Genomic DNA, 26,723 nt, shown 5'->3' on the forward strand with positions numbered 1-26,723 from the left:
CCTTGCTCCGGGAGCGGGGCCGGGGCGAAGCCGCGTGCAGGTCCGGTTGCCCGGAGAACAGCGCCCTGGTCGTTGTCCGGCCCGGCGCGTGGCGTTCATCGTCGCAGTCGCCGATGTTCCGCTGCGACGCGGCTAGTCGGTCGGTGCCGCTTCCGGCGCGATGAAACGGCCATTGCGTGCCACCACCTCGCGGCCGTCGTAGGCCAGCTGGCCGTTGACCCAGACCGCGTCGATGCCCTCGGCGGCCCGCACCGGGTCGTGGAAGCTGGCCGTGTCGCGCACCCGTTGCGGATCGAACAACACCAGGTCGGCCCACCAGCCGGTGCGGATGCGGCCGCGCGCGCCCAGCGCGAAACGCGCGGCCGGCAGCCCGGTCATCTTGTGCACGGCGGTGTGCAGCGGGAACAGCTGCTGGTCGCGGGCATAGTGGCCGAGCACGCGCGGGAAGGTGCCCCACAGCCGCGGGTGCGGGCGCGGGTCGCGCGGCAGCCCGTCCGAGCCGATCATCGTCAGTGGATGGCTCAGGATCCGCCGCACGTCGGCCTCGTCCATGCAGTGGTAGACCGCGCCGGCCGGCTGCAGGCGCCGGGCCGCGGCGTGCAGGTCGACGTTCCAGTCGGCGGCGATCTCGGCCAGCAGGCGGCCGCCCTGCGCCGGTTCCGGTTCGGACCAGGTGATGAGGATGTCGTAGGCGCCGGTGACCTGCTTCAGGTCCAGGGTGGAGGCGCTGGCGGCGTATGGATAGCAGTCGCAGGCCACGTCCTGGTCGCAGGCCGCGTCCTGCAGCCGCGCCAGCACCTCGCCGCTGCGGCCCCAGTTGTCGATGCCGGCGCATTTCAAGTGCGACACCCGCACCGCGGCCTGCGGATCGCGGGCCGCGTCGAAGGCCTCGTCCATCGCCGCGACGATGCCGGCGAACTCGTCGCGCAGGTGGGTGGCGTACAGGCCGCCGCGCGGCAGTTCGCGCGCCAGCTCGGCGACCTCGTCCGCCGGTGCGCAGAACGCCGAGGCATAGGCCAGGCCGCTGCTCAGGCCGAGCGCGCCGGCGGCCAGGCTGTCGCGCAGCTGCGCGCGCATGGCGGCGATTTCCGCGGCGGTGGCGGCGCGGTCCAGCCGCTCCATGTGGTTCTGGCGCAGCGCGGTATGGCCCACCAGCGCGGCGACGTTGACCGCCGGCACCGCGGTTTCCACCGCCTGCCGGTAGCTGGCGAAATCCGGGTAGCGGAACTCGCCGGCCTCGCCGAGCAGGTTCATCGGGTCGGGCACCTCCGCGGCGACCGTCACCGGGCTGGCGCTGATGCCGCAGTTGCCGACCACCACGGTGGTCACCCCCTGCGACAGCTTGCTGCGCATGTGCGGGGTGCGGATCACTTCCAGGTCGTCGTGGGTGTGCACGTCGATGAAGCCGGGGGCGAGGGCGCGGCCGCCGGCGTCGATCACCTGCGCCGCGCCGGACTCGATCCGCCCGCACGCGGCGATGCGGCCATCGCTGACGGCGACGTCGCCGCGCACGCCGGGCGCATCGCCGCCGTCGAGGATCCAGGCATCGCGGATCAGCAGGTCGTACATGCTCAGTCCCCCAGCGGCAGGCGCGAATCGCCGCCGCGGTAGCGGTCCAGCGCCAGTTTTATCCGGCGCAGGTGCTCGTGGTTGGCGCTGGCGTCGTTGAGCGCCACGGTGGTGGCCAGCACGTCGATCGCCAGCAGCATCGCGTAGCGCGAGGTGGACGGCTTGAACACGAAGTCGGTCTCTTCGATGCTGATCGGCAGCAGCCAGTCGCTGTGCGCGGCCAGCGGCGTGCCGGTGCGGGTGATGGCGCCGATGCGCGCGCCGTAGCCGCGGGCGATCTCGATGGCCGAGACGATCTCCGGGGTGATGCCGCTGACCGACAGCGTCAGCACCACGTCGGCCGGGCCCAGGGTGGCGGCGATCATCTTCATCGCCACCGCGTCGTGGCAGGCCGAGATCGGCCGGCCGAAGCGCATCAGCCGGTTCTGCAGCTCCTGCGACAGGATCGTCGAGCAGCCGCCGATGCCGAACACGTGGATCATGCGCGCGCTGCACAGCGCCTCGGCCAGCGCCTGCACCACGCTTTCCTGGAAGTTGCCCAGGTTGTGCTGCAGGGTGGCCTGGATGTCGTCGCAGATCTGCGCGTACAGCGCCGACACCGGCGGCGCGCCGGGCTGCTCCAGGAAGCGCTTGCCGACCGCGCCGGCCGAGGCCAGCCGCGCGCGCAGCTCGCGCACGTGCTCGCAGCCCAGCGCCTTGGCGAAGCGCGAGATGGCCGCGGCGCTGACGCCGGCGCGTTCGGCCAGCTCGCTGACGCCGTACTGGGCGGCGGCATCGACGTCGGCCAGGATGGCCTCGGCGATGCGCGCCTCGACCGGGCTGAATTCGTGCAGCCGCTGGCGGAGTTCGTAGACGATGTCGAACATGGGAGTGGTCATCTCTATCGGTTATTCAGAGCATCGCCGCCAGCGCCATCACCAGTGCCAGCGCGGCGAGGGAGATCAGGGTTTCGAGCACGGTCCAGGTCTTGAACGTCTGCGCCACGCTCATGTTGAAGTACTCCTTCACCAGCCAGAAGCCGCCGTCGTTGACGTGCGACAGGATCAGCGAGCCGGCGCCGGTGGCCAGCACCAGCAGCTCCGGATGCGGATAATGCGCCGCCAGCGCGATCGGCGCGACGATGCCCGAGGCGGTGGTCATGGCCACCGTGGCCGAGCCGGTGGCCACCCGCATCAATGCGGCCACGGTCCAGCCCATCAGCAGCGGCGACAGCTGGAAGCGCTGCGACAGCGCGGTGATCTCGGCGGCCACGCCGGTCTGCACCAGGATGCCGTTGAGGCCACCGCCGGCGCCGACCAGCAGGGTGATGGCGGCGGTGGGCGCCAGGCATTCCTGCGAGAACTTCAGGATCCGCTCGCGGTCGAAGCCGCGCATCAGGCCCAGGGTGACGAAGCTCGCCAGCGTGGCCAGCAGCAGTGCCACCACCGAGTGGCCGATGAAGCGCAGGCCGTGGTTGAGCGCGCTGCCCGGCGTGGCGATCTGGTCGGCCCAGCCGCCCAGCAGCATCAGCCCCACCGGCAGCAGCAGGGTGGCCAGGGTGATGCCGAAGCCGGGCAACTGGTCGTCGCGCAGGCCGGCGTGGCCCTCGTCCAGCAGCGCCGCTTCCATCGGGTTGTGCTGCGGCAGCCGCACCCGCGGCGCCACCACCCTGGCGAAGATCGGCCCGGCCAGCGCCGCGGTCGGCAACCCCACCAGCAGTGCGTAGAACACGGTGCGGCCGACGTCGGCCTGGTAGGCGTGCACCGCCAGCATCGCCGCCGGGTGCGGCGGCACCAGCCCGTGCACCACCGACAGTCCGGCCACCATCGGCAGGCCGACCAGCAGCAGCGGCACGCCGGTGCGGCGGGCGACGTTGAGCACGATCGGGATCAGCAGCACGAAGCCGACCTCGAAGAAGATCGGCAGGCCGACGCAGAACGCGATCAGCATCATCGCCCAGTGCACGTTGCGCGGGCCGAAGCAGCCGATCAGGGTGCGGGCGATGCGCTCGGCGCCGCCGGACTCGGCCATCATCTTGCCGAGCATGGTGCCCAGCGCCACGATCAGCGCGATGTGTCCCAGGGTCTTGCCCACGCCCTGCTCGTAGGCCGGCAGGATGTCCGGCGCCGGCATCCCGGCCAGCAGCGCCAGCCCCACCGACACCAGGGTGACGCTGATGAACGGGTTGAGCCGGTAGCGCGCGATCAGCACGATCAGCGCCAGGATCGACAGCGTGGCGTACAACAGCAACAGGTTTCCGTTGGACATGCGCGCGGGAGCCGGTGGAAGGGAGTCGGATCAGAACAGCGTGGAGACCGCGTCGACCACGCGATGGTCGTCGTCGACCACCAGCAGGTGCCGCCACTTGTCGAAGGTCAGGCACGGGTGCGAGATGTCGAAGCACAGCAGGTCGCCCACCTGCAGCTCGTCGCCGGCGCGCACTTCGAGGAAGGCGTGCTGGTCCATCATCGCGCCGATGCGCCAGTGCTCCGGCGCCGTTTGCGGCGCATCCCAGCCGGGGCGGTAGTGCAGCGCGGGCAGCGGGAAGCCGGCATCGAAGGCGGCATCGCGCTTGCCCAGGCCGACGATCGCCCGTTCCGGCTCCGGCAGCGACTGCACGTAGGCCCACAGCTGCAGCGCCGGCTGCAGGCTGCTGCCCATCTGCTGCGCCACCGGATTGCCGGCATGGATGCGTTGCGCGGCGGCGCGGTAGATGCCGACGTCGTGGGTGAGATAGCAGCCCGGTCGCAGTACGACCTCCACCTCCGGGTCCCGTGCCAGCGCGGCGAACTCCTCGGCGACCACGTCGAACCAGGCCGAGCCGGCGCCGGACAGGAGGGCCGGCCGCCGCGCGAACGCATCTTCGCCGCGCAACCGCTGCAGGCAGGCGACGGTCCGCCGCAGCAGTTCGCGCACCTGTGTCTCGTCGGCGGCCACGCCCTCGTAGACCTCGACCCCCGCCAGCACCAGCGTGCCGGGCCAGCGTGCGATCTCGGCCACCACCGCCGCGGCCTGGGCTTCGTCGCGCACGCCGCTGCGGCCGCCGGCGGCGCCCACTTCCAGCAGCAGGTTCAGCGCCTGCCCGCGGGCCGAGAAGAACCGTCCCAGCGCGGCGGCGTTGGCGGCCGAATCGACCAGGCAGAAGAACTCGATGCCCGGGTCGCGCAGCAGCCCGGCGACGATCGCCATGTTGGCCTGGCCGACCAGCTGGTTGGCCATCAGTACCCGGCGCACGCCGCCGGCGCAGGCATCGTGCACCTGCGGCGCGGTGGCCAGGGTGATGCCCCAGGCGCCGGCGTCGAGCTGCAGCCGGAACAGCTCCGGGCTCATCGTGGTCTTGCCGTGCGGCGCCAGCGCCACGCCGTAGGCCTCGGCGAAGCGGCGCATCCATTCCAGGTTGTGCAGCAGGGCCGAACGGCGCAGTACCGCGGCCGGCAGGCTGACCTGTTCGTGAAGGAGCGACCAGCCCTGGGCACCGGCATCGGCCACGGTCAGCGCCGCGTCGGCGGCGCCGATGCCCTTGCCGCGCAGCGGTGTCGGGGCGTGCTGAAATAATTTTTTAGCCAATGTCGTGCGCCCTCATCCCGCTGATTATCAGATGTTTGCGAGGTGTCTATGTATCAGATAAAGAGGCGAATGAAAAATATTTTCGCATGATGTTGCCCTGCAGCATCGGCAGGGCCCGGTTGTCTTCCCTTGTCCGTATCCGGATCCGGCCGGTCATGCCGGTGCCGAGTCGCTAGAATCGACGGTTCAGCCACAGCAAGCCCCATTCATGTCCTCAGAAGATTTCAAGCAGGCCGCCCTCGACTATCACCGCCTCGCGCCGCCGGGGAAGATCAAGGTCACCGCCACCAAGCCGATGCTGACCCAGCGCGACCTGTCGCTGGCGTACTCGCCCGGCGTGGCGCATGCCTGCGAAGCGATCGTGGCCGACCCGCAGCAGGCCAGCGAGCTGACCGCCCGCGGCAACCTGGTGGCGGTGGTCACCAACGGCACCGCTGTGCTGGGCCTGGGCAACATCGGCCCGCTGGCCGGCAAGCCGGTGATGGAGGGCAAGGGCGTGCTGTTCCAGAAGTTCGCCGGCATCGACGTGTTCGACATCGAGATCGACGAGAACGACCCGGACAAGCTGGTCGACATCATCGCCTCGCTGGAACCGACCTTCGGCGGCATCAACCTGGAGGACATCAAGGCGCCGGAATGCTTCGTGGTCGAGCGCAAGCTGCGCGAGCGCATGAACATCCCGGTGTTCCACGACGACCAGCACGGCACCGCGATCATCGTCGGCGCGGCGATCCTCAACGCGCTGGAGATCACCGGCAAGAAGATCGAGGACGTGAAGCTGGCCACCACCGGCATGGGCGCGGCCGGCGTTTCCTGCGTCAACATGCTGGTCTCGCTGGGCCTGCGGCCGGAGAACATCCTGGCCTTCGACCGCGACGGCGTGATCCACACCGGCCGTCCCGGGCTGGACCCGGAGAAGGCGCGCTACGCGCGCGACACCGACAAGCGCACCCTGGCCGAGATCGTCGAAGGGGCCGACATCTTCCTGGGCCTGTCGGCGCCGGGCATCCTGACCGCGGACATGGTCAGGACCATGGCCAAGGATCCGGTGATCTTCGCCCTGGCCAACCCGACCCCGGAAATCATGCCGGAGACGGCGCGCGCCGCGCGCCCGGACGCGATCATCGGCACCGGCCGTTCGGACTACCCGAACCAGGTCAACAACGCGCTGTGCTTCCCGTACCTGTTCCGCGGCGCGCTCGACGTGGGCGCCACCGGCATCAACGAGGAAATGAAGATCGCCTGCGTGCGCGCCATCGCCGCGCTGGCGCGGCGCGAGGCCTCCGACCTGGGGGCGGCCTACGGCGACGACGTCCCCAGCTTCGGCCGCGACTACCTGATCCCGCGCCCGTTCGACCGCAGGCTGCTGGTCGAACTGTCCGCCGCGGTCGCCCAGGCGGCGATGGATTCGGGCGTGGCCACCCGCCCGATCATGGACATGGCTGCCTACCGCGAGAAGCTGGGCCAGTTCGTCTACCGCACCAGCCTGATGATGAAGCCGGTGTACGACCGCGCCCGCGCCGACAAGCAGCGCGTGGTCTATGCCGAGGGCGAGGAGGAAGTGGTGCTGCGCGCGGTGCAGAACGTGGTCGACGAAGGCGTGGCGCGGCCGATCCTGATCGGCCGCCCGGACGTGATCGAGGCGCGCATCCAGCGCCTGGGCCTGCGCATGAAGCCGGAAGCGGACTTCGACATCACCAACATCAACGACGACCCGCGCTTCAACGATTACTGGCAGTACTACCATAACCTCACCGGCCGCCGCGGCGTCACCGTGGCCGCGGCCAAGAACCTGATGCGCTCGCGCCCGACCCTGATCGCGGCGGTGATGGTGGCGCGCGGCGAGGCCGACGCCATGCTCAGCGGCGTGGTCGGCCGCTTCCACAAGAAGCTCGGCTACGTGCGCAGCGTGATCCCGCTGGAACCGCGGGTCAGCTCCACCTCGGCGATGACCGGCGTCATCAACCAGCAGGGCGTGTTCTTCTTCGTCGACACCCACGTCAAGGAGGATCCCACCGCCGAGCAGATCGCCGAGGCCACGCTGCAGGCGGCCTACCGCATGAAGCTGTTCGGCATCGAGCCGAAGGTGGCGCTGCTGTCGCATTCCAACTTCGGCAGCCACGACTCGAAGGACGCGCTGAAGATACGCGAAGTGCGCGCGCTGCTGCTCCGGCGCAACCCGCGCCTGAACGTGGACGGCGAGATGCAGGGCGACACCGCGTGGGACGAGGCGCTGCGGCAGAAGCTGCTGCCCGACAGCACCCTCAAGGGCCGCGCCAACCTGTTCGTGCTGCCCAACCTGGAGGCGGCCAACATCGCCTACAACCTGGTGCGCGTGTTCACCGACGGCGTGGCGATCGGCCCGATCCTGATGGGCATCTCCAAGCCGGTGCACATCCTCACCACCAGCGCCACCTCGCGGCGGATCCTCAACATGACCGCCATCGCCGCGGTCGATGCGCAGATCCGCAAGCAGCTGGAGGCCGAGAGGGGCGGCTGAGGGCCGCGCCTCCCGCCTTGCGCAGGAGCGACGCCAGTCGCGACAGGGGCTTTCCCGGCAAGGCCCCTGTCGCGACTGACGTCGTTCCTACGGCAATCGCCCGCCACTGCTAGAATTGCCCGACCCGATTCCCCTGCAAGCATCGCCATGAGCCATACCGCCACCGCGCCCGCCAACGCCGAAAAGCGTTACACCGTGCACCGCAACGAGCTGCCGCTGAGCTGCCCGACGCCGGAGATGGCGCTGTGGAACTCGCATCCGCGGGTGTACCTGCCGATCGAGGACGAGCCCAACGGCGAAGCCGCGTGCCCGTACTGCGGCGCGGTGTTCGTGCTGGCCGACTAAGCGCGCGTCGCGCCGATGCGCCGCCTGACCGTGGTGCAGCTGCTGCCCGCGCTGCACTCCGGCGGGGTCGAGCGCTCCACCCTGGAAATCGCTGCCGCCCTGGTCGCCGCCGGCCACCGGGCCATCGTCGTGTCCGCGGGCGGGCGGCTGCTCGAGCCGCTGCTGGCCAGCGGCGCCGAACACCTGACCCTGGACATCGGCCGCAAGTCGCTGCTGACCCTGCGCCACGTCGGCGCATTGCGCCGGCTGTTCGCCGAGACCGGTGCCGACATCGTCCATGCCCGTTCGCGGCTGCCGGCCTGGCTGGGCTGGCATGCCCTGTGCGGGCTGCCGGCGGCGCGGCGCCCGCGCTGGGTCACCACCGTGCACGGACTCAATTCGCCCGGCCGCTACAGCGCGGTGATGGCCGGCGGCGAGCGGGTGATCTGCGTCTCGCGGACGGTGCGCGACTACGTGCTGCGGCACTACCCGGGCACCGACCCGGCACGGCTGCGGGTGATCCCGCGCGGGGTCGATGTCGCCCAGTTCCCGCGTGCGCCGCGGCCGGACCGGCAGGCGCGCGCGGCGGTGGTGCGGGAGTATCCGGCGCTGGCCGGCGACGGCCCGCTGCTGCTGCTGCCCGGCCGTGGCACCCGGCTCAAGGGCCACGCCCATGCGCTGCGGCTGCTGGCGGCGCTGCACGCCGCCGGCGTGCCGGCGCGGCTGTGGATGCCGGGCGCGCGCGAGCCGGGGCGCGAGGACTATCTCGCCGGGCTGGAGCGGCAGGCCGCCGAACTGGGCGTGGCCGGGTCGCTGCTGATGAGCGCGCCGACCGCGCGCATCGCCCAGGCCTATGCCGCCAGCGACCTGGTGCTGCAGCTGTCGGAGAAGCCGGAAGCCTTCGGCCGCACCGTGCTCGAAGCGCTGTCGGTGGGCCGTCCGGTGCTGGGCTGGGACCAGGGCGGCGTGGGCGAGCTGCTGGCGCAGCTGCAACCCTCCGGCGCGGTCGCGCCGTTCGACCCGCGGGCGCTGTACGAGCGCGCGCAGCAACTGCTGGCCGAGCCGCCGCCGCTGCCGGCGCGCCTCCCGTTCACCCTGCAGGCCATGCAACGCGACACCCTGAAGGTCTATGACGAACTCCGCAGCTGACGATCTCCCGGTTTCCACCGGTCCGCGGCCGGGGCGCTGGGCGCCGGCCTGGGTGATTGCCTTCGTCGCCCTGTGGCCGGCGCCGGGCGTGGCCGAGGGCGTGCTGGTGCTGGGCGCGCTGTTTGCGTGCGTGCGGCTGCTGCAGCTGCGCCTGCGCGGCGGCGCCAGCCTGCTCAGCGGCCCGGCGTGGGCGCTGACCACGGTGCTGTTCCTGGCCTATTGGCTGCCGCAGCTGGTGTCGGCGTTCGACGCGGTCGATGCCGGCCGTGCTTGGTCCAAGACCGCGGCCGGCCTGCGCTACCTGCCGTTCCTGTGGCTGGCGGCCATCGCCGTGGCCACCCCGGAGCGGCGCCGGACCACCTTCGGCGGGCTGGCGGTCGTGGTGGCGGTGTGGACCCTGGATGCGCTGGCGCAGGTCGCCGGCGGCAGCAGCCCGCTGTTCTGGTCGATGGACCAGCTGAAATGGGCGATGGCCGGGCATGGCCTGTGCACTGCCGAACAACTGGCGGTGGTCGATCGCCTGAGCGGGGTGTTCGGCCCCTGCAACCTGAAGCTCGGCCCGGTGCTGGCCAGCCTGTCGCCGTTCCTGCTGTTCGCCGCCGGTCGCCGCTTCGGCATCGCCGGCTGGCTGCTGGCCGCGGCGGCAGTGGGCGTGGTGATCGTGCTGGCCGGTTCGCGTGCCTCCTGGATCACCTATGCGCTGGTGCTGCTGTTCTCCGGCTGGCGCCTGCTGGGCGGCAAGCAGCTGCTGGTGGTGATGGCGCTGGCAGTGGCCGGCGCGGTGGCGGTGGGACTGCTGTCGCCGCAGGTGCGCGGGCGCATCGAGCGCACCACGATGGCGTTGCAGGGCGACGCGGCCGGAGTCGACGCGGCGCTGTCCGGGCGCGGCCAGATCTGGTCGGCGGCGGCCTGCATGGTGCGCGGGCATCCGTTCAACGGCGTCGGCGCGCGCGGCTTCCGCGAGGCCTATCCGGACTGCGATCCGGACCCGGCGCAGACCGTCGCCTGGGGCGTGGGGCCGGCGCTGCACGCGCACCAGATCGTGCTGGAGATCCTGGCCGAGACCGGCATCGCCGGCCTGCTGCTGTGGCTGGCCGGCGTCGCGCTGGCCTGGCGCGCGTGGCGCTACGCCACCGCCGCGGTGCGCGAACAGGCGCGGCCGGCGATGCTGGCGCTGGCGGTGACGGTGTTCCCGCTCAACACCCACCTGGCGTTCTATTCCACCTTCTGGGGCGGGCTGACGCTGCTGCTGGCGGCGCTGTACGCCGGCACCCTGGGCAGCGGCGATGCCGACCCGTAGAGCCGAGCTTGCTCGGCTGGGGCCTTCCGGCAATGCTTCAGCCGAGCAAGCTCGGCTCTACGGGGCACGCTCGGTTCTACGGGTTACGAATAGACGTGGAACTTGCTGCGCCCTTCCGCGCCCGGCTGGCGCTTGAAGCGGCGGTGGATCCACAGGTACTGCGAGGGCGCCTCGCGCACCATGTCCTCGATGGCCTGGTTCACCCGTGCGGTGTCGGCCGCGACGTCGTCGCTGGGGAAGTCGGGCAGCGGCGGGGCGATCTTCAGCACGTAGGCGCTGCCCTCGCGGCGATGGAAGTACGGCACCACCGCGCAGCCGGTCATGCGCGCGAACTGGTGGGTGGCGGTGATGGTGGCGGCGATGTGGCCGAAGAACGGCACGAACACCGTGTCCTTGCCGCGCATGTCCTGGTCCGGCGCGTACCACAGGAAGCCGCCCTTCTTCAGGTGGCGCACGGTGGCGCGGATGTCCTCGTTGGCGAACATCGCGCTGGCGTAGCGCAGGCGGCCGCGCTTGACCGCCCACTCGAACACCGGATTGCGGTGGCGGCGGTACATGCCGGCCAGCTCGACGTGGTCGCACAGCAGCCGCCCGCACATCTCCAGGGTCATGAAGTGGCCGGAGACCAGCAGCACGCCGCGGCCCTCGGCCTTGAGCCGCTGCAGGTGCTCCAGGCCCTCGATGCTCACCTGCGGGCGGATCGCGTCGATGCTGCCCCACCAGGCGCGGGCGAACTCGAAGATGCCCACGCCCAGCGCGTCGAAGCTGTCGCGCAGCAGCCGCTGGCGCCAGGCGTCGTCCTGTTCCGGGAAGCACAGCCTGAGGTTGACCGCGGCGGCGCGGCGGCGGCTGCCGGCGAAGCGCCAGGCGAACCAGCCCACGCCGCGGCCGAGCGCGCGCTGCACGAACCACGGCAGGCGGGCGAGCAGCACGGCCACCGCCAGGGCCAGGAACATCGGCCAGTGGCGCGGCTGCAGCAGGGACGGGCGGGAGGCGGTGGTGGCGGAATCGGACATGCGCCGATTCTAAGGGATGCGCGCGCCGGCTCCTGCCCGCATCGTGGGCGAGGCGGTCCGTGCATGCTTTCCCGCGGTGGCTCCCGTATCCTTCGGCGATGCGCAAAAGCCCTGTCGAATGGATCCTGCGCGGCCTGTACTCGGCCGTGTTGTACCTGTTGCTGCCGGTCACCGTCTACCACCTGATCTGGCGCGGTTTCCGGGTCCGCGAATACTTCCAGCGCTGGGACGAGCGCTACGCCTCCTACCCGCGCTCCAGCGGCGAGCCGCGGGTGTGGCTGCACGCGGTGTCGGTGGGCGAGGTCAACGCCGCCGCGCCGCTGGTCAACGCGCTGCGCCAGCAGCGCCCGGACATCCGCTGGGTCATCACCACCATCACCCCGACCGGTTCGGAGCGGGTGCGCGCGCTGTGGGGCGAGGCGGTCGACCATGTGTACCTGCCCTACGACGTGCCGGGCAGCGTCGGCCGCTTCCTCGGCCACTTCAAGCCGAGCCTGGCGCTGATCCTGGAGACCGAGCTGTGGCCGAACATGCTGTTCGGTTGCCGCGACCGCCGGATCCCGGTCTACATCCTCAACGCGCGGCTGTCGGCGCGCTCGCTGCGCGGCTACCGCCTGTTGCGGGCGTTGATCGGCCGCGCGCTGCGCACCGTCACCTGCGTGGCGGCGCAATCGCAGGACGACGCCGCGCGCTTCGTGCAGCTGGGCGCACGCCCGCAACAGGTGCAGGCGCTGGGCAACCTCAAGTTCGACATCGGCACCGTGCGGCCGCAGGCGTTCATCGACGCCTTCCACGCCCACGTGCCGGCGACGCGGCCGGTGTGGATCGCCGCCAGCACCCACGAAGGCGAGGAGGCGGCGGTGGTGGAGATCCACCGCACGCTGCTGCGCAGCCACCCGGACCTGCTGCTGCTGTGGGCGCCGCGCCATCCGGAGCGGTTCGCGCGGGTCGAGGCGCTGGCGCGCGAACAGGGCTGGGAGGTCGCCACCCGTCGCCAGCAGCAGTGGCCGGCGACCGATACCGGGGTGTTCGTGATCGATACCCTGGGCGAGCTGATGTCGTTCTACGGCTGCGCCCAGGTCGCCTTCGTCGGCGGCAGCCTGCAGCCGATCGGCGGCCACAACCTGCTGGAACCGGCGGCGATGGGTACTCCGTCGGTGACCGGCCCGCACCTGCACAACTTCGCCGAGATCTCGCGGCGCATGCGCGAGGCCGGCGCGGTGGAGATCTGCGAGGACGCCGAGGCCGTCGCCACGGCGTTGCAGCGGCTGCTCGACGACGGCCAGGCCCGGGCGCGGATGGCCGAGGCCGGCTGCGCGCTGGTGGCCAACGGTCGCGGCGCGCTGCAGAAGACGCTGGCGCTGATCGGGCCGGAACTGCCGCCGCCGCACGACGACTGAAACGGCGGGCACGAGCATCCGGCGCGGCCGGCGGCGCACCGGTCGCGACTCACGTCGCTCCTACAATGCACCCCCGTTCCTGCAGGAGCGACGTGAGTCGCGAGCTTCTCGAGCGGCAACCCGGCACTGTGTTCTCCCCGGACGGGCGAAGAGCCAGGGAAGGCGGACCGGAGTCCGCCTTGTGGTGGCCGGCAGCCTGGCCTCGGCGTCCTCGCCCGGCAGGCGGCTGAATCCGGTGCGGCCGGCGGCGCACCGGTCGCGACTCACGTCGCTCCTACAATGCACCCCCGTTCCTGCAGAAGCGACGTGAGTCGCGAGCTTCTCGAGCGGCAACCCGGCACTGTGTTCTCCCCGGACGGGCGAAGAGCCAGGGAAGGTGGACCGGAGTCCGCCTTGTGGTGGCCGGCAGCCTGGCCTCCGCGTCCTCGCCCGGCAGGCGGCTGAATCCGGTGCGGCCGGCGGTGCATCGGTCGCGACTCACGTCGCCCCTACAACGCCCCCCGCTCCCGCAGCGGCGACGTGAGTCGCGAGCTTTTCGAGCGGCAACCGGCATTGTGTTCTCCGGGGACGAGCGAAGAACCAAGAAAAAGGCGGACCGGAGTCCGCCTTTCCTTTTCCCTTTCGCGGGGGCGGAAGCCGCCCGCCGGATCAGGGCGTGGTGATGGCCGAAGCCGGCTGCAGCTTGGCCTCGGCGTCCTCGGTCAGCAGGCGGTTGATCTCCTGCACCTCGTCGATGTCCAGCGCGCCGACCGCCTGGCTCAGCTGCAACCGGCTCTGCAGGAAGCTGTAGCGGGCCTGGGCGTAGTTGAGCTGCGCGGCGAACAGGGTGCGCTGGTTCTGCACCAGGTCCAGCACGGTGCGGGTACCCACTTCCAGGCCGACCTGCGAGGCGTCGTAGGCGCTCTGCGCCGAGACCACCGCCAGTCGGCGCGCTTCCACTTCGCTGATGCCGGCCACCAGGGTCTGGTAGGCGTTGCGGGTGTTGCGGTCCAGCGCGCGGCGCTGCTGCTCGTAGGTGTCCTGCGCGATGTCGCGCTGGGCCAGGGCCTGGCGCACGCCGGACTGGGTGGCGCCGCCGGCGAAGATCGGCACGCTCAGGGTCAGGCCGACCGAGTTGGTGGTGGTGTCGGGATTGAGCGCGCTGCCGCCGGTGGCGTCGCCCCAGGTCGCCGCCTTGCCCCAGCTGCCGCCCAGCGACAGCGTCGGGTAGTGGCCGCCGCGGGCCGCCGCGACGCTGGCCTCGGCGGCGCTGACCTGCAGCTGCTGCGCCTTCAGCGCCGGGTTCTGCTCCACCGCCTCGGCAACCAGCTGGTCGATGTTGCCGCGGTTGGCGGGCAGTTCCGGACGGAAGTCGTCCGGCAGCGCGCGCAGGTTGCGCACCGGCTGCCCGGTCAGCTCGGCCAGCGCCTGGTAGGCATCCTCCAGCGCGTTCTGCGCCAGGATGGTGTCGGCGCGGGCCTGGTCGTACTGGGCGCGCGCTTCGTGCACGTCGGTGATCGGCGCCAGGCCCACTTCCAGGCGCTTGTCGGCGTAGTCGAACTGCTTCTTGGCCGCCGCTTCGTTGGTCTGCGCCGCGCTCAGCGATTCGATCGCCACCAGCACGTTGAAGTAGGTGGCCGCGGTGCGCACGATCAGCTCGTCGTTGGCCGAGTCCAGGGTGAAGTCGGCCGCCTTGCTGATGTCGCGCTGGGCGCGCAGGTTGGCGAACTGGCTCCAGTTGAACAGCGTCTGGCTGCCTTCCACGGTGTAGTTGCGGCGCTTGGTGGTGGCGGTGCCGCTGAAGCCGTCGGCCTCGGTGCGGGTGCGGCCGAGCGTCGCCTGTCCGTTGAGCTGCGGCAGCAGCGCGGCGCGCGCCTGCACCTGCCCTTCCTTGTTGAACAGGCGGGTGGACTCGGCGGCGGCCAGCTGCGGATCGCCGTTGCGGGCCATCTCGTAGACCTGCAGCAGGTCGGCGGCCTGGACGGTCAGGGGCGAGAGGGCGGCGGCCAGCGCAAGAACGAGGGATCGGCGGATCATTGCGGCTTCCTTGGACTTTTTCAGAGTTGGAACTGCGGTGTCGGAGCAGCGCCCCGCAGGTAGGCGATATCGGTTTCGAACAGCGATTCGGTGTTGCCGTCGGCGTGGACCAGCACCGCTTCCATCACCGGCGAGTGGCCGCGGACGACGAACAGGCGGCCGCCGGGACGCAGCCACTGCAGGAACTGCGGCGGCACGCGGTCGACCGCGGCGGTGATGCAGATGGCGTCGAAACGGCGCTCGCTGGTCCAGGCCAGCGCGTCGGCGGTCTCGATGCGGATGTTGCTGCCCAGGGCGACGGCGTCGAGCCGCGCGCGCGCGCCGGCGGCCAGCTCCGGCTCGATCTCCAGGCTCAGCACTTCCCGCGCCAGCTGGCCCAGGCAGGCGCTGATGAAGCCGCTGCCGGTGCCGATCTCCAGCACCTCGTCGCTCGGCTGCAGGTCCAGCGCCTGCAGCATGCGGCCTTCGACCACCGGCTTCATCATCTTCTGGCCGTGGCCCAGCGGCAGTTCCAGGTCGGCATAGGCCAGGGCCCGGTGCGACGGAGCGACGAACGCTTCCCGCGGCAGCCGTGCAAGTACATCGAGCACGCGCAGGTCCAGCACGTCCCAGGGACGTATCTGCTGCTCAACCATCATCTCGCGGGCTTGGGAATAATCGATCGTCATGGGGTCTTTCCAGCGCAGTGGGCCGGCCATTTTACCGGTGCCGGGAGCCGGCGGCGCGTGGCAAGCATCGCTGCCGCCGTGCCGGGGGCGCAGTGCCGGAAGTCATCGCGACCTCCGGTCCATTCAGGTTGCTACCGCCGCGCATAGGCGCGGAGGAAGAAATCGACCGTGGTCCGGACATGCGCGCGGGCGTCCGGGGGCGCCGGCTGCGTGCACAGGCCGCACATCATGTGGGTGTGCAGTTCGCCCTTGACCAGGCAGAAGAACTGGTGCGCGGCCTGGTCGACGTCGTCGATGTCCAGTTCGCCGGCGGCCACGCGGGCGCGCAGGAAGTCGGCCAGCGCCTGGTGGGTGCGCCGCGGGCCGGCGCGCCAGAACATCTCGCGCACGCGGTCGTCGGTGTCCGGCGACATCATCATGCGCTGGGTGGCGATGGCGGCATCGCTGCTGACCAGGGTGAAGAACGCCTCGCCGATGCCCAGCAGCTGGTCGCGCAGCGGACCTTCGGCGTCGGTCACGAACAGCGCGTCGGGCATCATCTCCACGCACTTGGCCTGGACCGCCTCGAGGAACAGCGCTTCCTTGTCGCCGAAGTGGCTGTAGACGGTGAGCTTGGAGACGCCGGCGCGGGCGGCGATGCCGTCCATGCTCACGCCGTTGAAGCCCAGCTCGACGAACATTTCCTTGGCCGCATCGAGGATGGCGGCGCGTTTGCCCAGGTCCTTCGGCCGGCCGGGACCGCTGGCCCTGGCGGCAGGCTTTTCCGGAGCGGGGACGGGAGCTTTACGTGACATGGGTCAATACTAGACCAATCGGTTCGATATTTATACTATACCGGTCGGTTCAGTATGCGCGGCGGTGTTTCTCCGTCGCGCCGCGATCTCCTCCACACATATCTCTTCCGGTGTCCGATGAAAAACTTCCGATGGATTGGCGGCAGTCTGTTCCTGATCGCGTTGACCGCCTGCGGCGACCGCCAGGCGCCGCAGGCGGCCGCGGTGCCGGTGCTGGTGGTGCACCCGCAGGCCGCGGTGGGCCAGGGCCTGTCGGCCTATCCCGGTGAGGTGCGGGCGCGCGAGGAAAGCCCGCTGTCGTTCCAGGTGGGCGGCAACCTGCTGCGGCGTCACGTCGACGCCGGCCAGCGCGTGCGCAAGGGCCAGCTGCTGGCCGAGCTCGATGTATCGGACTACGAACTGCGGGCGCGGGCGGCGCAGGCACAGTACGCCGCCGCGCAGGCCGACCTGGAGCGCGCGCGCGACGACCACAAGCGCTACCAGGCGCTGGCCGCGCAGCAACTGGTGAGCCAGTCGGCGCTGGAAGCGCAGGCGGCGGCCTACAAGGCGGCGCAGGGACAGGCCGATGCCGCGCGCTCGAACCTGGACGTGGCCCGCAACCAGGCCGGCTACGCGCAGCTGCGGGCGCCGGCCGACGGCGTGATCGCCAGCCGCCAGGCCGAGGCCGGGCAGGTGGTGGCGGCCGGGCAGACCATCTATACGCTGGCCGCCGATGGCGCCCGCGAGGTGGCCATCGCGCTGCCGGAAAGCGGCATCGGCGATTTCGCCGTGGGCCAGGAAGTGCAGGTGGAGCTGTGGAATGCGCCGGGCCGGCGCTGGCCCGGCACCATCCGCGAGATCGCGCCGGCGGCCGATGCGCAGGCGCGCACCTATGCCACCCGCGTCAGCCTGGCGCCGGAGGCGCTGGATGCGGTCGAACTGGGCCAGAGCGCGAAGGTCCATGCGGCCAGCGGCAAGGACGGCACATTGCAGCTGCCGCTGGCGGCGATCCAGCAGGACGGGCAGGGCAAGGCCAGCGTGTGGGTGGTGGACCCGGCCAGCGCCACGCTGAAGTCGCGGCAGGTGCAGGTCGGGGCCTACGGCGCCGAAACGGTGCCGGTGCTGTCCGGAGTCGAGGCCGGCGACTGGGTGGTGGCCGGTGGCGGCCACCTGCTGCGCGAGGACCAGCCGGTGACGGCGGTGGATCGCCAGAACCGGCCGGTGCTGGCGCCGGCCACGCCTGCCGCGGACAAGGAGTAAGCGCGTGCGCCGCTTCAATCTCTCCGAGTGGGCGCTGGGCAACCGGCCGCTGGTGCTGTTCGCGATGCTGGCCTTCGCCGTGATCGGCACCTGGTCGTACCGGCACCTGGGCCAGTCCGAGGACCCGCCGTTCACCTTCAAGGCGATGGTGGTGCAGACCATGTGGCCGGGCGCCACCGCCGAGCAGGTCTCGCGGCAGGTGACCGAGCCGATCGAGAAGGCGCTGATGAACACCGGGCAGTACGAGTTCATCCGCTCGTACTCGCGCCCGGGCGAGTCGCAGGTGATCTTCATGGCCCGCGACAGCATGCGCTCGAAGGACATCCCCGAGCTCTGGTACCAGGTGCGCAAGCGCGTGGGCGACATCCGCTCCTCGCTGCCGCGCGAGGTGGTGGGGCCGTTCTTCAACGACGAGTTCGGCGACACCTTCGGCAACATCTACGCGCTGACCGGCCAGGGCTTCGACTACGCGGTGATGCGCGACTACGCCGACCGCATCCAGCTGGAACTGCAGCGGCTGGACGATGTCGGCAAGGTCGACCTGATCGGCCTGCAGGACGAGAAGATCTGGATCGAGCTGTCCAATACCAAGCTGGCCACGCTCGGGGTGCCGATGCAGGCGGTGCAGCAGGCGTTGTCCGAGCAGAACGCGGTGGCCGCCGCCAGCTTCTTCGAGACGCCGAGCGATCGCGTGCAGCTGCGGGTAAGCGGCCAGTTCGACAGCGTGGACGACATCCGCGCCTTCCCGATCCGCGCCGGCGACCGCACCGTGCGCCTGGGCGACATCGCCGAGGTGAAGCGCGGCTTCGCCGATCCGGCCGCGCCGAAGATGCGCTTCATGGGCGAGGACGCCATCGGCCTGGCGGTGGCGATGAAGGACGGCGGCGACATCCTCCGCCTGGGCAAGGCGCTGGACGCCGAGTTCGGGCGGCTGCAGAAGACGCTGCCGGCCGGCATGGAGCTGCGCAAGGTGTCCGACCAGCCGCATGCGGTGAAGGACTCGGTGGGCGAGTTCGTCAAGGTGCTGACCGAGGCGGTGGTGATCGTGCTGCTGGTCAGCTTCTTCTCGCTGGGCCTGCGCACCGGCCTGGTGGTGGGCGTGACCATCCCGCTGGTGCTGGCGATGACGTTCTTCGTCATGCACCAGTTCGACATCGGCCTGCACAAGATCTCGCTCGGCGCGCTGGTGCTGGCGCTGGGCCTGCTGGTGGACGATGCGATCATCGCGGTGGAGATGATGGCCACCAAGATGGAGCAGGGCTACGACCGCCTGCGCGCGGCCAGCTTCGCCTGGGAATCGACCGCGTTCCCGATGCTGACCGGCACCCTGATCACCGCCGCCGGCTTCCTGCCGATCGCCACCGCGGCCTCGAGCACCGGCGAATACACCCGCTCGCTGTTCCAGGTGGTGACCATCGCGCTGGTGGTGTCGTGGATCGCCGCGGTGCTGTTCATCCCCTACCTGGGCGACAAGATGCTGCCGGACCTGTTCAATCCGCAGCCGCCCAGGCCGGGCAGCCTGGCCGCGCGCTGGCGCGCCCGCCGCCAGCGGTGGGCCGACCGCCATCCGGCGCTGGCCAACCTGGTCGCGCCGGCCCAGCACGGGCACGGGCATGACCACGACCCGTACCAGCGGCCGTTCTACCGCGCCTTCCGCCGCTTCCTGGATGCATGCCTGCGCCGGCGCTGGCTGGTGATCTTCGCCACCGTCGGCCTGTTCGTGTTCTCGCTGGTGATGTTCCGCTTCGTGCCGCAGCAGTTCTTCCCGGATTCGACCCGGCCCGAGCTGATGGTGGACATCGAGCTGGCCGAAGGTGCCTCGCTGCGCGCGACCCAGGCGCAGGTGGCCAAGTTCGAGGCGCTGCTGGAGCAGCGCGAGGGCATCGCCAACTACGTCGCCTACGTCGGCACCGGTTCGCCGCGCTTCTACCTGCCGCTGGACCAACAGCTGCCGGCGACCAACTTCGCCCAGTTCGTGGTGCTGGCCGCGGACATCCACGCGCGCGAGCAGACCCGCGACTGGCTGCTGCGCGAGGTGGTGCCGCAGTTCCCCGACGTGCAGATGCGGGTGACGCGGCTGGAGAACGGGCCGCCGGTGGGCTACCCGGTGCAGTTCCGGATTTCCGGCGAGCATGTCGAAAAGGTGCAGGCCATCGCCCGCGAGGTGGCCGACAAGGTGCGGCAGAACCCGCACGTGGCCAACGTCAACCTGGACTGGAGCGAGCCGAGCAAGGTGGTGCGGCTGCAGATCGACCAGGACCGCGCCCGCGCGCTGGGCGTGAGCAGCGCGCAGGTGGCGCAGTTCCTGTCCAGTTCGCTGTCGGGCATGAGCGTGAGCGCCTACCGCGAGGGCAACCGCCAGATCGAGATGCTGCTGCGCGGTCCGGACGAGGAGCGCGCGCAGCTGGACATGCTCGCCAGCCTGGCCATTCCCACCGCCGGCGGCACCGCGGTGTCGCTGGCGCAGGTGGCCACGCTGGAATACGCCTTCGAGGACGGCATCATCTGGCACCGCAACCGCCTGCCGACGGTGACGGTACGCGCCGACATCGGCGACGGCATGCTGCCGCCGGGCGTGGTGGCGCAGATCCTGCCGACGCTGGAGCCGATCCGCGCTGCGCTGCCCAGCGGCTACCTGCTGGAGACCGGCGGCACGGTGGAGGACTCGGCGCGCGGCCAGGACTCGATCAAGGCCGGCATGCCGCTGTTCCTGATCGTGGTGGCGACGCTGCTGATGCTGCAGCTGCGCAGCTTCTCGCGCGCGGCGATGGTGCTGGTCACCGCGCCGCTGGGGATCATCGGCGCCACCCTGTTCCTGCTGCTGTTCCGGGTGCCGTTCGGGTTCGTGGCGATGCTCGGCACCATCGCCCTGGCCGGCATGATCATGCGCAACTCGGTGATCCTGGTGGACCAGATCCAGCAGGACATCGACGCCGGCCACGACCGCTGGCACGCCATCATCGACGCCACCGTGCGCCGCTTCCGCCCCATCGTGCTGACCGCGCTGGCGGCGGTGCTGGCGATGATCCCGCTCTCGCGCAGCGCGTTCTACGGCTCGATGGCGATCTCGATCATGGGCGGGCTGATCGTCGGCACGGTGCTGACCCTGGTGTTCCTGCCGGCGCTGTACGCGGCCTGGTTCCGGGTGCGGCCGGACGAGGCCGCGTCCTGAGCCCCCGGCAGCGCCTGTCGGGGGCTCCCTGACAGGCGCCTGCCGGTGCCGGTGATAGATTAGGTCCCCGGAGAAGGAACTGGTTGTCCGACGCGGTCGCCAGGGGGACGGGTTTGCCGATCGGTCGCAATGACATCGCTGGAGCGGCGACCTGCCGCGGCCGTTGGCTGCAGGCCGGCCGTTGCCTGTTGGCGGCGCCCCTGCTGCTGGCATGCCTGTTGCTGGCGGGACTGTCGCCCGCCATGGCCGGCGACGGCCGCCACTACACCGTCAGCGGCTGGACCATGGAAGACGGCCTGCCGCACAACCTGGTGCATGCCATCGCCCAGGACCGCGACGGCTTCGTGTGGATCGGGACCTGGGAAGGCGTGGTCCGCTTCAACGGCCGCGGCTTCACCGTGTTCGACCGCCAGAACACGCCCGGTGCCGAGTTGTCCGGCGTATTCAGCATCGTCGCCGAAGCCGACGGCGGCGTGCTGTTCGGCACCGCCGCCGATGGCGTGTTCCGCTACCACGAAGGCCGCTGGCAGCACCTGGGCGAACCCGCCGCGCGGCGGCTCGCGGTCACCGGGATGCTGCGCGGCCACGATGGCGCATTGTGGATCGCCTCGGCCAACCGCCTGCTGCGGATGGAGCGCGACGGCCGCCTGCAGGAAGCCGGCAGCGCCGCCGGACTGCCGGCGGCGCGCATCACCGCGCTGGCGCGGGGCGAACACGACGATGCGCTGCTGGTCGGTACCGAATCGGGGCTGTTCCGCCTGCACGAGGGCAAGGCCGAACCGTGGGGCACGGACTGGGCCGGCACGGTTGCGGTGCGCGACCTGGCCGACGATGGCGAAGGCGGCTGGCTGGTGGCCGGCGACGACGGCGTCCACTGGCGGCATGCCGATGGACGCCACGAGCGCCTGCAGGCCGGGCAGCGGGTCGATGCGGTGGTCCGCGACCGCCTGGGCGCGGTATGGATGAACCTGTCGATCGGCACCCTGCAGCGCCATGCCGCGGGAAGCAGCCAGCGCCTGCCGGTCCCCGGCGCGGTCAGCCCGGCCCTGTTCGAGGACCGCGAAGGCCTGGTGTGGGTGGGCAGTACCGATGGCCTGTACCGGGTGGCCGAAGGCGCCGCCACCGGCTTCACCCGCAGCGACGGGCTGGGCAGCGATTACGTCCGCACGGTACTGCAGAGCGACGATGGAGCGCTCTGGATCGGCCACGCCAACGGCCTCGACCGCTGGCATCACGGCCGCATGCAGGCGATCAGGCTCACGCCCGGGCTGGCCCGCGACACCTCGGTGCTGTCGCTGGCCTACCGCGACGGCGTGGTGTGGGCCGGTACCTACGACCGCGGCGTGTTCCGGCTCGACCTGCAGGGGCGGGTGCTGGAGCGGATTCCGGTCGGCAACGGTGCCCAGCCGATCGTGCGCGCGCTGCTGCCCGACGCCGACGGCGGCGTGTGGATCGGCGGTACCCAGGGGTTGTCCCGCCACCATGACGGCCGCGTCGACGCCTACCTGGACAGCGAGGGGTCGACCCTGGCGGTGGTGCAGGTGCTGTACCGCGACGATGGCGGGACCCTGTGGATCGGCACCACCGGTGGCATGGCGGCGCTGGATGGCGACGGCACCCTGCGCCACTGGAAGGCGGGCGAGGACATTCCGGCGCAGTACGTGTTCGATTTCCTGCGCGACCCCGGCGGCGACCTGTGGATCGCCAGCGACCGCGGGCTGCTGCGCATGCGCGGCGAACGGCTGCGGGTGTACGACCATCGCCACGGCCTGCCGCGCGACAAGGTGTTCCGCATCATCGACGACCACAACGGCAACCTGTGGTTGTCCAGCAACCAGGGCGTGTTCCGGGTCGCGCGCGGCGATTTCGACCAGCTCGACGCCGGCAAGCGCCGCCTGCTGGCGGTGCACGTGGTCGATCACAGCGACGGCATGCCCGGCAGCCAGGGCAATGGCGCCTCGATGCCGGCCGGCTGGCGCGCCAGCAACGGCGCGCTGCTGTTCCCGACCTCGGCCGGGCTGGCGCTGATCGATCCGGACATCGCCGGCCGCCATGACCGCAGGGTGCCGCCGGTGGTGTTCGAGAGCATGGCCGTGGACGGCAACGTGCAGCCGCCGTTGTCCAGCCATCGCCTCGACGCCGGCACCAGCCGGGTCGCGATCGGCTACGCCGCGCTGAGTTTCCGCGCGCCGGACAAGCTGCGCTACCGCTACCGGCTGCAAGGCTTCGACAACGATTGGGTGGATGCCGGCAGCAGCACCGAGGCGGTCTATACCAACCTGCCGCCCGGCCGTTACCAGCTGGAAGTGCAGGCGATGTCGCTGCCGCTGGACTGGGCGCGGCAGGAGGAGGTCGGCTCGACCTCGATGGTGCTGGAGGTGGTCCCGCCGCTGTGGCAGCGCACGTCCTGGCGGGTGCTGGCCGCGCTGCTGGTGCTGGGAGCGGTGGTACTCGGCTTCTGGCTGCGCACCGCCAGCTACCGCAACCGCCAGCGCAAACTTAACCGGGTGATTGCCGAGCGTACCGAGGAGCTGCGCGAGAAGAACCGTGCGCTGGAAGCGGCCGGCCGCGAACACGATGCGTTGCTGCAGAAGCTCGCCCACCAGGCCACCCACGATGTATTGACCGGCCTGCCGAACCGGCGCGCGGCCGACCAGCGCCTGCAGCAGGCGCTGCGCCAGGCCTTGGCCACCGGCGCGCCGTTGTGCGTGGCGCTGATGGACGTGGACCACTTCAAGCGCATCAACGACGAGCACGGCCACGAAGTGGGCGACCAGGTACTGCAGCAGGTGGCGGCGGTGTTGCGTTGCGAGCCGGGCGCGGCGGACATGGCCTTCGCCGCGCGCCATGGTGGCGAAGAGTTCCTGCTGGTGCTGGAGTCGACCGCGATGGAACCGGCGCTGCGCTACCTGGCCGACGTGCGCGAACGCATCGCCGCGTTGCGGATCCCGTCGCCGGACGGGGTGTTGCTGACGGCGACGGTCAGCATCGGCGTGGCCTGCGTGAAGCCGGGGCAGGACACCGCGCGCACGCTGCTGGCCGCGGCCGACCGCGAGCTGTACCGGGCCAAGCGCGAGGGCCGCAACCGCGTGCTGGGTTGAGGACGGTCGACGAAGCCGTTACCGGTGTCCCTGCGAGATGCTTTCGACAGCCGAGCAGCTTTTCAACAGCCGAATGGCCGGTGATGGCTGGTGATGGCAGTCATCGCCGGCCACGACTGAGCAGGCGTGCCGGCCTCCACGGCCGCTCTCCACCGTCATCCCCGCGTAGACGGGGATCCAAGGACTTGCCTGCAATGCCGGATGAAACATTGTTGTTTTCCGGAGCCATGGTCGCACCCGCAAGAAGCCGCTGGCTGACCAGCCGGCCGGCGGCTGAAGAGCGCGTCCCGCCTGCGTGGGGATGACGATCCGGAAGACCCGCCGATCCGTCCCGATGGTTTCCCGGGCGGCAGTGGGCCTGTGCGGAACAACGGCAGCGGCCCTGCCGGCCGCCCCCGTCTTCAGTACAAGCCCTGCGCCAGCATCGCGTCGGCGACCTTGACGAAGCCGCTGATGTTGGCGCCGTCGACATAGTTGACGCTGCCGTCGGCGCGCCTGCCGTGGCGCACGCAGTTGGCGTGGATGTCCTTCATGATCGCGTGCAGGCGCTCGTCGACGTCGGCGTGGTGCCAGGACAGGCGCAAGGCGTTCTGCGACATCTCCAGCCCCGAGGTGGCCACGCCACCGGCGTTGCTGGCCTTGCCCGGGGCGTACAGGGTGCCGGCCTGCAGGAACACGTCCACCGCTTCCAGCGTGGAGGGCATGTTGGCGCCCTCGGCCACGCACAGCACGCCGTTGTCCACCAGGGTGCGTGCGTCGGTTTCGTCCAGCTCGTTCTGGGTGGCGCAGGGCAGGGCGATGTCGGCGGGGATATGCCATGGGCGGCGGTCGGCAAGGAATTCGAAGCGCGGGTCGTCGGCCAGCTCGGCCAGGCGGCCGCGACGCTCGTTCTTCAACGCCATCAGGTCCTGCAGGCCCTGCTCGTCGAAGCCGTCGCGCGCATACAGCGTGCCGCCGGAATCGGAGAAGGTCAGCACCCGCGCGCCGAGCTCGGTGGCCTTGAGCGCGGCGTACTGGGCGACGTTGCCGGAGCCGGACACCAGCACCCGCGCGCCGTGGGTCTGGCGGCGCGCATGGTGCAGCATCTGTTCGACGAAGTAGACCGTGCCGTAGCCGGTGGCTTCCGGGCGCATCAGGCTGCCGCCGTAGGCCAGGCCCTTGCCGGTGAACACGCAGCCGGCGTTGTTGCTGAGCTTCTTCATCATCCCGGCCATGTAGCCGACCTCGCGCGCGCCCACGCCGATGTCGCCGGCCGGCACGTCGGTATCCGGGCCGAGGTGGCGGTGCAGCTCCAGCATCAGCGCCTGGCAGAAGCGCATCACCTCACCGTCGCTCCTGCCCTTGGGGTCGAAGTCAGAGCCGCCCTTGCCGCCGCCCATCGGCAGCGTGGTCAGCGCGTTCTTGAAGGTCTGCTCGAAGGCCAGGAACTTGAGGATCGACAGGTTCACCGACGGATGGAAGCGCATGCCGCCCTTGAACGGGCCGATCGCCGAGTTGTGCTGCACGCGCCAGGCGCGATTGACGTGGGTGCGGCCCTGGTCGTCGGCCCAGGCCACGCGGAACTGGACCACGCGCTCGGGCTCGACCAGCCGTTCCAGCAGGCCGTGGTCGGCGTAGCGCGGATGCTCGCGCAGGAACGGCCACAGGCTGAGGAACACTTCCTTCACCGCCTGTAGGAACTCGGGCTGCTGCGGGTCGCGTCGCGCCACGTGGGCGAGGAAGTCGTCGGGGGCGCGATGGTTCATGGGCATTCCTTCGGCGGACCGCCGTGCAGGATACGGCCAGCCCGCGGCCGGCGCTGGCGGCACCAACGAGAACGCGGCCGGTCGGCCGCGTCGCGAGGGGATTCAGCGCAGGCGTGCGAGCACGGCCCGGGTGGCGTCGGCGGTGGAGACCGCCGGCTCCCTGCCGGCGAGGTCGGCGGTGAACACGCCATCGTCCAGCGCCGCGGCCACCGCGGCCTCGATGCTGGCGGCCTCGGTTTCCAGTCCCAGCGAATGCCGCAGCAGCATCGCCGCGCTGAGGAGGGTGGCGTAGGGGTTGGCGATGCCCTGGCCGGCGATGTCCGGGGCCGAGCCGTGGATCGGCTCGTAGATGCCGATGCCACCGGCTTCGCCGAGGGAAGCGGATGGCAGCAGCCCCAGCGAGCCGGCCAGCATCGAGGCCTCGTCGGTGAGGATGTCGCCGAACATGTTCTCGGTGACGATCACGTCGTAGGCGCGCGGCTTGGCGATCAGGTGCATGGCCATCGAATCGACCAGCTGGTGCTCCAGCTCCACGTCGGGGAACTCCTCGCGGCCGATGCGGGTGGCGATGTCGCGCCACAGCCGCGAGGTCTCCAGCACGTTGGCCTTGTCCACCGACGTCAGCCTGCCGCGACGCTGCCGGGCCAGGCCGAAGGCGCTGCGCAGCACCCGCTCGATCTCGGTCACCGTGTAGCGGCACAGGTCGCTGGCGCTTTCCGCGTCGCGGGTCTTGTCGCCGAAGTAGATGCCGCCGGTGAGCTCGCGCACCACCACGAAGTCCACGTCCTTGAGCAGTTCCGGCTTGATCGGCGAGGCGCCCAGCGCCGCCGGGTGGGTGCGCACCGGGCGCAGGTTGGCGAACAGGCCCAGCGCCTTGCGGATGGCGAGCAGGCCCTGTTCCGGGCGTACCGGGGCGTTGGGATCGGACCACTTCGGCCCGCCGACCGCGCCCAGCAGTACCGCGTCGGCCTTGCGGCAGGCTTCCAGCGTGGCTGCAGGCAGCGGCTCGCCGTGGCGGTCGATGGCGATGCCGCCGATGTCGTGCTCGCTGAAAGTGAAGTCGTGCCCGAAGCGGGCGGCGATGGCGTTGAGGACTTCGACGGCGGCGGCGGCGACTTCCGGCCCGATGCCGTCGCCCGGCAATACGACGATGTTGGCTTGCATGCGGATTTCCCGTGTTTCCT

General features: G+C 70.9%; 18 protein-coding genes. 8 read left to right on the forward strand and 10 right to left on the reverse strand.

What is annotated here, in order from left to right; genetic code table 11:
- Positions 1-132: 132 nt before the first annotated feature.
- The 4 genes from OK345_RS04490 to OK345_RS04505 are packed head-to-tail and all read right to left on the reverse strand — an operon-like array spanning position 133 to position 5,115.
- Complete coding sequence (locus tag OK345_RS04490) at positions 133-1,569, reverse strand: N-acyl-D-amino-acid deacylase family protein (protein ID WP_265126727.1); 1,437 nt, start codon at positions 1,567-1,569, stop codon at positions 133-135.
- A 2-nt stretch (positions 1,570-1,571) separates the two neighbouring features.
- Positions 1,572-2,447 carry a MurR/RpiR family transcriptional regulator gene (locus OK345_RS04495; protein WP_265126728.1) on the reverse strand — a complete coding sequence of 292 codons (876 nt, stop codon included), beginning with the start codon at positions 2,445-2,447 and terminating at the stop codon, positions 1,572-1,574.
- 13 nt (positions 2,448-2,460) lie between these two features.
- Positions 2,461-3,816 carry a GntT/GntP/DsdX family permease gene (locus OK345_RS04500; RefSeq protein ID WP_265126729.1) on the reverse strand — a complete coding sequence of 452 codons (1,356 nt, stop codon included), beginning with the start codon at positions 3,814-3,816 and terminating at the stop codon, positions 2,461-2,463.
- Between the two features lie 30 nt (positions 3,817-3,846).
- Complete coding sequence (locus tag OK345_RS04505) at positions 3,847-5,115, reverse strand: amino acid deaminase (RefSeq protein ID WP_265126730.1); 1,269 nt, start codon at positions 5,113-5,115, stop codon at positions 3,847-3,849.
- Positions 5,116-5,323: 208 nt separating this feature from the next.
- On the opposite strand from OK345_RS04505, the gene OK345_RS04510 reads away from it, so the two are divergent.
- From OK345_RS04510 to OK345_RS04525, 4 genes are all read left to right on the forward strand, one after another.
- Entirely contained in the window at positions 5,324-7,615 is a 2,292-nt protein-coding gene (locus tag OK345_RS04510) for an NADP-dependent malic enzyme (protein WP_265126731.1), read from the forward strand.
- A 147-nt stretch (positions 7,616-7,762) separates the two neighbouring features.
- Positions 7,763-7,960, forward strand: coding sequence for a zinc-finger domain-containing protein (locus OK345_RS04515; RefSeq protein WP_265126732.1), 198 nt, complete (start codon positions 7,763-7,765; stop codon positions 7,958-7,960).
- 15 nt (positions 7,961-7,975) lie between these two features.
- The gene (locus tag OK345_RS04520; RefSeq protein ID WP_265126733.1) at positions 7,976-9,088 is read left to right on the forward strand and encodes a glycosyltransferase; all 1,113 of its coding nucleotides are present in this window, start codon (positions 7,976-7,978) and stop codon (positions 9,086-9,088) included.
- Positions 9,069-10,388, forward strand: coding sequence for an O-antigen ligase family protein (locus OK345_RS04525; RefSeq protein ID WP_265126734.1), 1,320 nt, complete (start codon positions 9,069-9,071; stop codon positions 10,386-10,388). The genes OK345_RS04520 and OK345_RS04525 overlap by 20 nt, the downstream gene beginning before the upstream one ends.
- 83 nt (positions 10,389-10,471) lie before the next feature.
- On the opposite strand, the gene OK345_RS04530 is transcribed toward OK345_RS04525, so the two are convergent.
- Positions 10,472-11,404 carry an LpxL/LpxP family Kdo(2)-lipid IV(A) lauroyl/palmitoleoyl acyltransferase gene (locus tag OK345_RS04530; RefSeq protein ID WP_265126735.1) on the reverse strand — a complete coding sequence of 311 codons (933 nt, stop codon included), beginning with the start codon at positions 11,402-11,404 and terminating at the stop codon, positions 10,472-10,474.
- A gap of 98 nt (positions 11,405-11,502) precedes the next feature.
- On the opposite strand from OK345_RS04530, the gene waaA reads away from it, so the two are divergent.
- The gene (gene waaA, locus OK345_RS04535; RefSeq protein WP_265126736.1) at positions 11,503-12,804 is read left to right on the forward strand and encodes a lipid IV(A) 3-deoxy-D-manno-octulosonic acid transferase; all 1,302 of its coding nucleotides are present in this window, start codon (positions 11,503-11,505) and stop codon (positions 12,802-12,804) included.
- A gap of 648 nt (positions 12,805-13,452) precedes the next feature.
- Here waaA and OK345_RS04540 read toward each other — a convergent pair.
- The 3 genes from OK345_RS04540 to OK345_RS04550 form a co-directional block, all read right to left on the reverse strand.
- Positions 13,453-14,820, reverse strand: coding sequence for a TolC family outer membrane protein (locus OK345_RS04540; RefSeq protein ID WP_265126737.1), 1,368 nt, complete (start codon positions 14,818-14,820; stop codon positions 13,453-13,455).
- 20 nt (positions 14,821-14,840) lie between these two features.
- Positions 14,841-15,488, reverse strand: coding sequence for a protein-L-isoaspartate O-methyltransferase family protein (locus tag OK345_RS04545; RefSeq protein WP_265126738.1), 648 nt, complete (start codon positions 15,486-15,488; stop codon positions 14,841-14,843).
- A gap of 131 nt (positions 15,489-15,619) precedes the next feature.
- On the reverse strand, positions 15,620-16,282 hold the full coding sequence (locus OK345_RS04550) for a TetR/AcrR family transcriptional regulator (protein WP_265126739.1): 663 nt from the start codon (positions 16,280-16,282) through the stop codon (positions 15,620-15,622).
- Between the two features lie 117 nt (positions 16,283-16,399).
- On the opposite strand from OK345_RS04550, the gene OK345_RS04555 reads away from it, so the two are divergent.
- The 3 genes from OK345_RS04555 to OK345_RS04565 all read left to right on the forward strand — a co-directional run bounded on the left by OK345_RS04555 (position 16,400) and on the right by OK345_RS04565 (position 23,794).
- Positions 16,400-17,521: an efflux RND transporter periplasmic adaptor subunit gene (locus OK345_RS04555; RefSeq protein WP_265126740.1), complete on the forward strand. Its 1,122-nt coding sequence runs from the start codon at positions 16,400-16,402 to the stop codon at positions 17,519-17,521.
- 4 nt (positions 17,522-17,525) lie between these two features.
- The gene (locus tag OK345_RS04560) at positions 17,526-20,693 is read left to right on the forward strand and encodes an efflux RND transporter permease subunit (RefSeq protein WP_265126741.1); all 3,168 of its coding nucleotides are present in this window, start codon (positions 17,526-17,528) and stop codon (positions 20,691-20,693) included.
- A 242-nt stretch (positions 20,694-20,935) separates the two neighbouring features.
- Positions 20,936-23,794 carry a diguanylate cyclase gene (locus OK345_RS04565; protein ID WP_425510950.1) on the forward strand — a complete coding sequence of 953 codons (2,859 nt, stop codon included), beginning with the start codon at positions 20,936-20,938 and terminating at the stop codon, positions 23,792-23,794.
- A gap of 401 nt (positions 23,795-24,195) precedes the next feature.
- Here the strand turns inward: OK345_RS04565 and gdhA are convergent, their stop codons facing one another.
- Both gdhA and leuB read right to left on the reverse strand, forming a co-directional pair.
- On the reverse strand, positions 24,196-25,539 hold the full coding sequence (gene gdhA, locus OK345_RS04570; protein ID WP_265154913.1) for an NADP-specific glutamate dehydrogenase: 1,344 nt from the start codon (positions 25,537-25,539) through the stop codon (positions 24,196-24,198).
- A gap of 102 nt (positions 25,540-25,641) precedes the next feature.
- Positions 25,642-26,703 carry a 3-isopropylmalate dehydrogenase gene (gene leuB, locus OK345_RS04575; RefSeq protein WP_265126744.1) on the reverse strand — a complete coding sequence of 354 codons (1,062 nt, stop codon included), beginning with the start codon at positions 26,701-26,703 and terminating at the stop codon, positions 25,642-25,644.
- Between the last annotated feature and the right edge of the window lie 20 nt (positions 26,704-26,723).

Origin of the sequence: Xanthomonas chitinilytica, from assembly GCF_026107455.2 — a bacterium.
GTDB lineage: Bacteria > Pseudomonadota > Gammaproteobacteria > Xanthomonadales > Xanthomonadaceae > Stenotrophomonas > Stenotrophomonas chitinilytica.

Bases quoted from the DNA above. Each gene is read 5' to 3' on its own strand.
- OK345_RS04490 (WP_265126727.1), bottom strand. From the start codon at position 1,569: ATGTACGACCTGCTGATCCGCGATGCCTGGATCCTCGACGGCGGCGAT.
- OK345_RS04495 (WP_265126728.1), bottom strand. From the start codon at position 2,447: ATGACCACTCCCATGTTCGACATCGTCTACGAACTCCGCCAGCGGCTG.
- OK345_RS04500 (WP_265126729.1), bottom strand. From the start codon at position 3,816: ATGTCCAACGGAAACCTGTTGCTGTTGTACGCCACGCTGTCGATCCTG.
- OK345_RS04510 (WP_265126731.1), top strand. From the start codon at position 5,324: ATGTCCTCAGAAGATTTCAAGCAGGCCGCCCTCGACTATCACCGCCTC.
- OK345_RS04515 (WP_265126732.1), top strand. From the start codon at position 7,763: ATGAGCCATACCGCCACCGCGCCCGCCAACGCCGAAAAGCGTTACACC.
- OK345_RS04520 (WP_265126733.1), top strand. From the start codon at position 7,976: ATGCGCCGCCTGACCGTGGTGCAGCTGCTGCCCGCGCTGCACTCCGGC.
- OK345_RS04525 (WP_265126734.1), top strand. From the start codon at position 9,069: ATGACGAACTCCGCAGCTGACGATCTCCCGGTTTCCACCGGTCCGCGG.
- OK345_RS04530 (WP_265126735.1), bottom strand. From the start codon at position 11,404: ATGTCCGATTCCGCCACCACCGCCTCCCGCCCGTCCCTGCTGCAGCCG.
- waaA (WP_265126736.1), top strand. From the start codon at position 11,503: ATGCGCAAAAGCCCTGTCGAATGGATCCTGCGCGGCCTGTACTCGGCC.
- OK345_RS04540 (WP_265126737.1), bottom strand. From the start codon at position 14,820: ATGATCCGCCGATCCCTCGTTCTTGCGCTGGCCGCCGCCCTCTCGCCC.
- OK345_RS04545 (WP_265126738.1), bottom strand. From the start codon at position 15,488: ATGACGATCGATTATTCCCAAGCCCGCGAGATGATGGTTGAGCAGCAG.
- OK345_RS04550 (WP_265126739.1), bottom strand. From the start codon at position 16,282: ATGTCACGTAAAGCTCCCGTCCCCGCTCCGGAAAAGCCTGCCGCCAGG.
- OK345_RS04555 (WP_265126740.1), top strand. From the start codon at position 16,400: ATGAAAAACTTCCGATGGATTGGCGGCAGTCTGTTCCTGATCGCGTTG.
- OK345_RS04565 (WP_425510950.1), top strand. From the start codon at position 20,936: ATGGCCGGCGACGGCCGCCACTACACCGTCAGCGGCTGGACCATGGAA.
- gdhA (WP_265154913.1), bottom strand. From the start codon at position 25,539: ATGAACCATCGCGCCCCCGACGACTTCCTCGCCCACGTGGCGCGACGC.
- leuB (WP_265126744.1), bottom strand. From the start codon at position 26,703: ATGCAAGCCAACATCGTCGTATTGCCGGGCGACGGCATCGGGCCGGAA.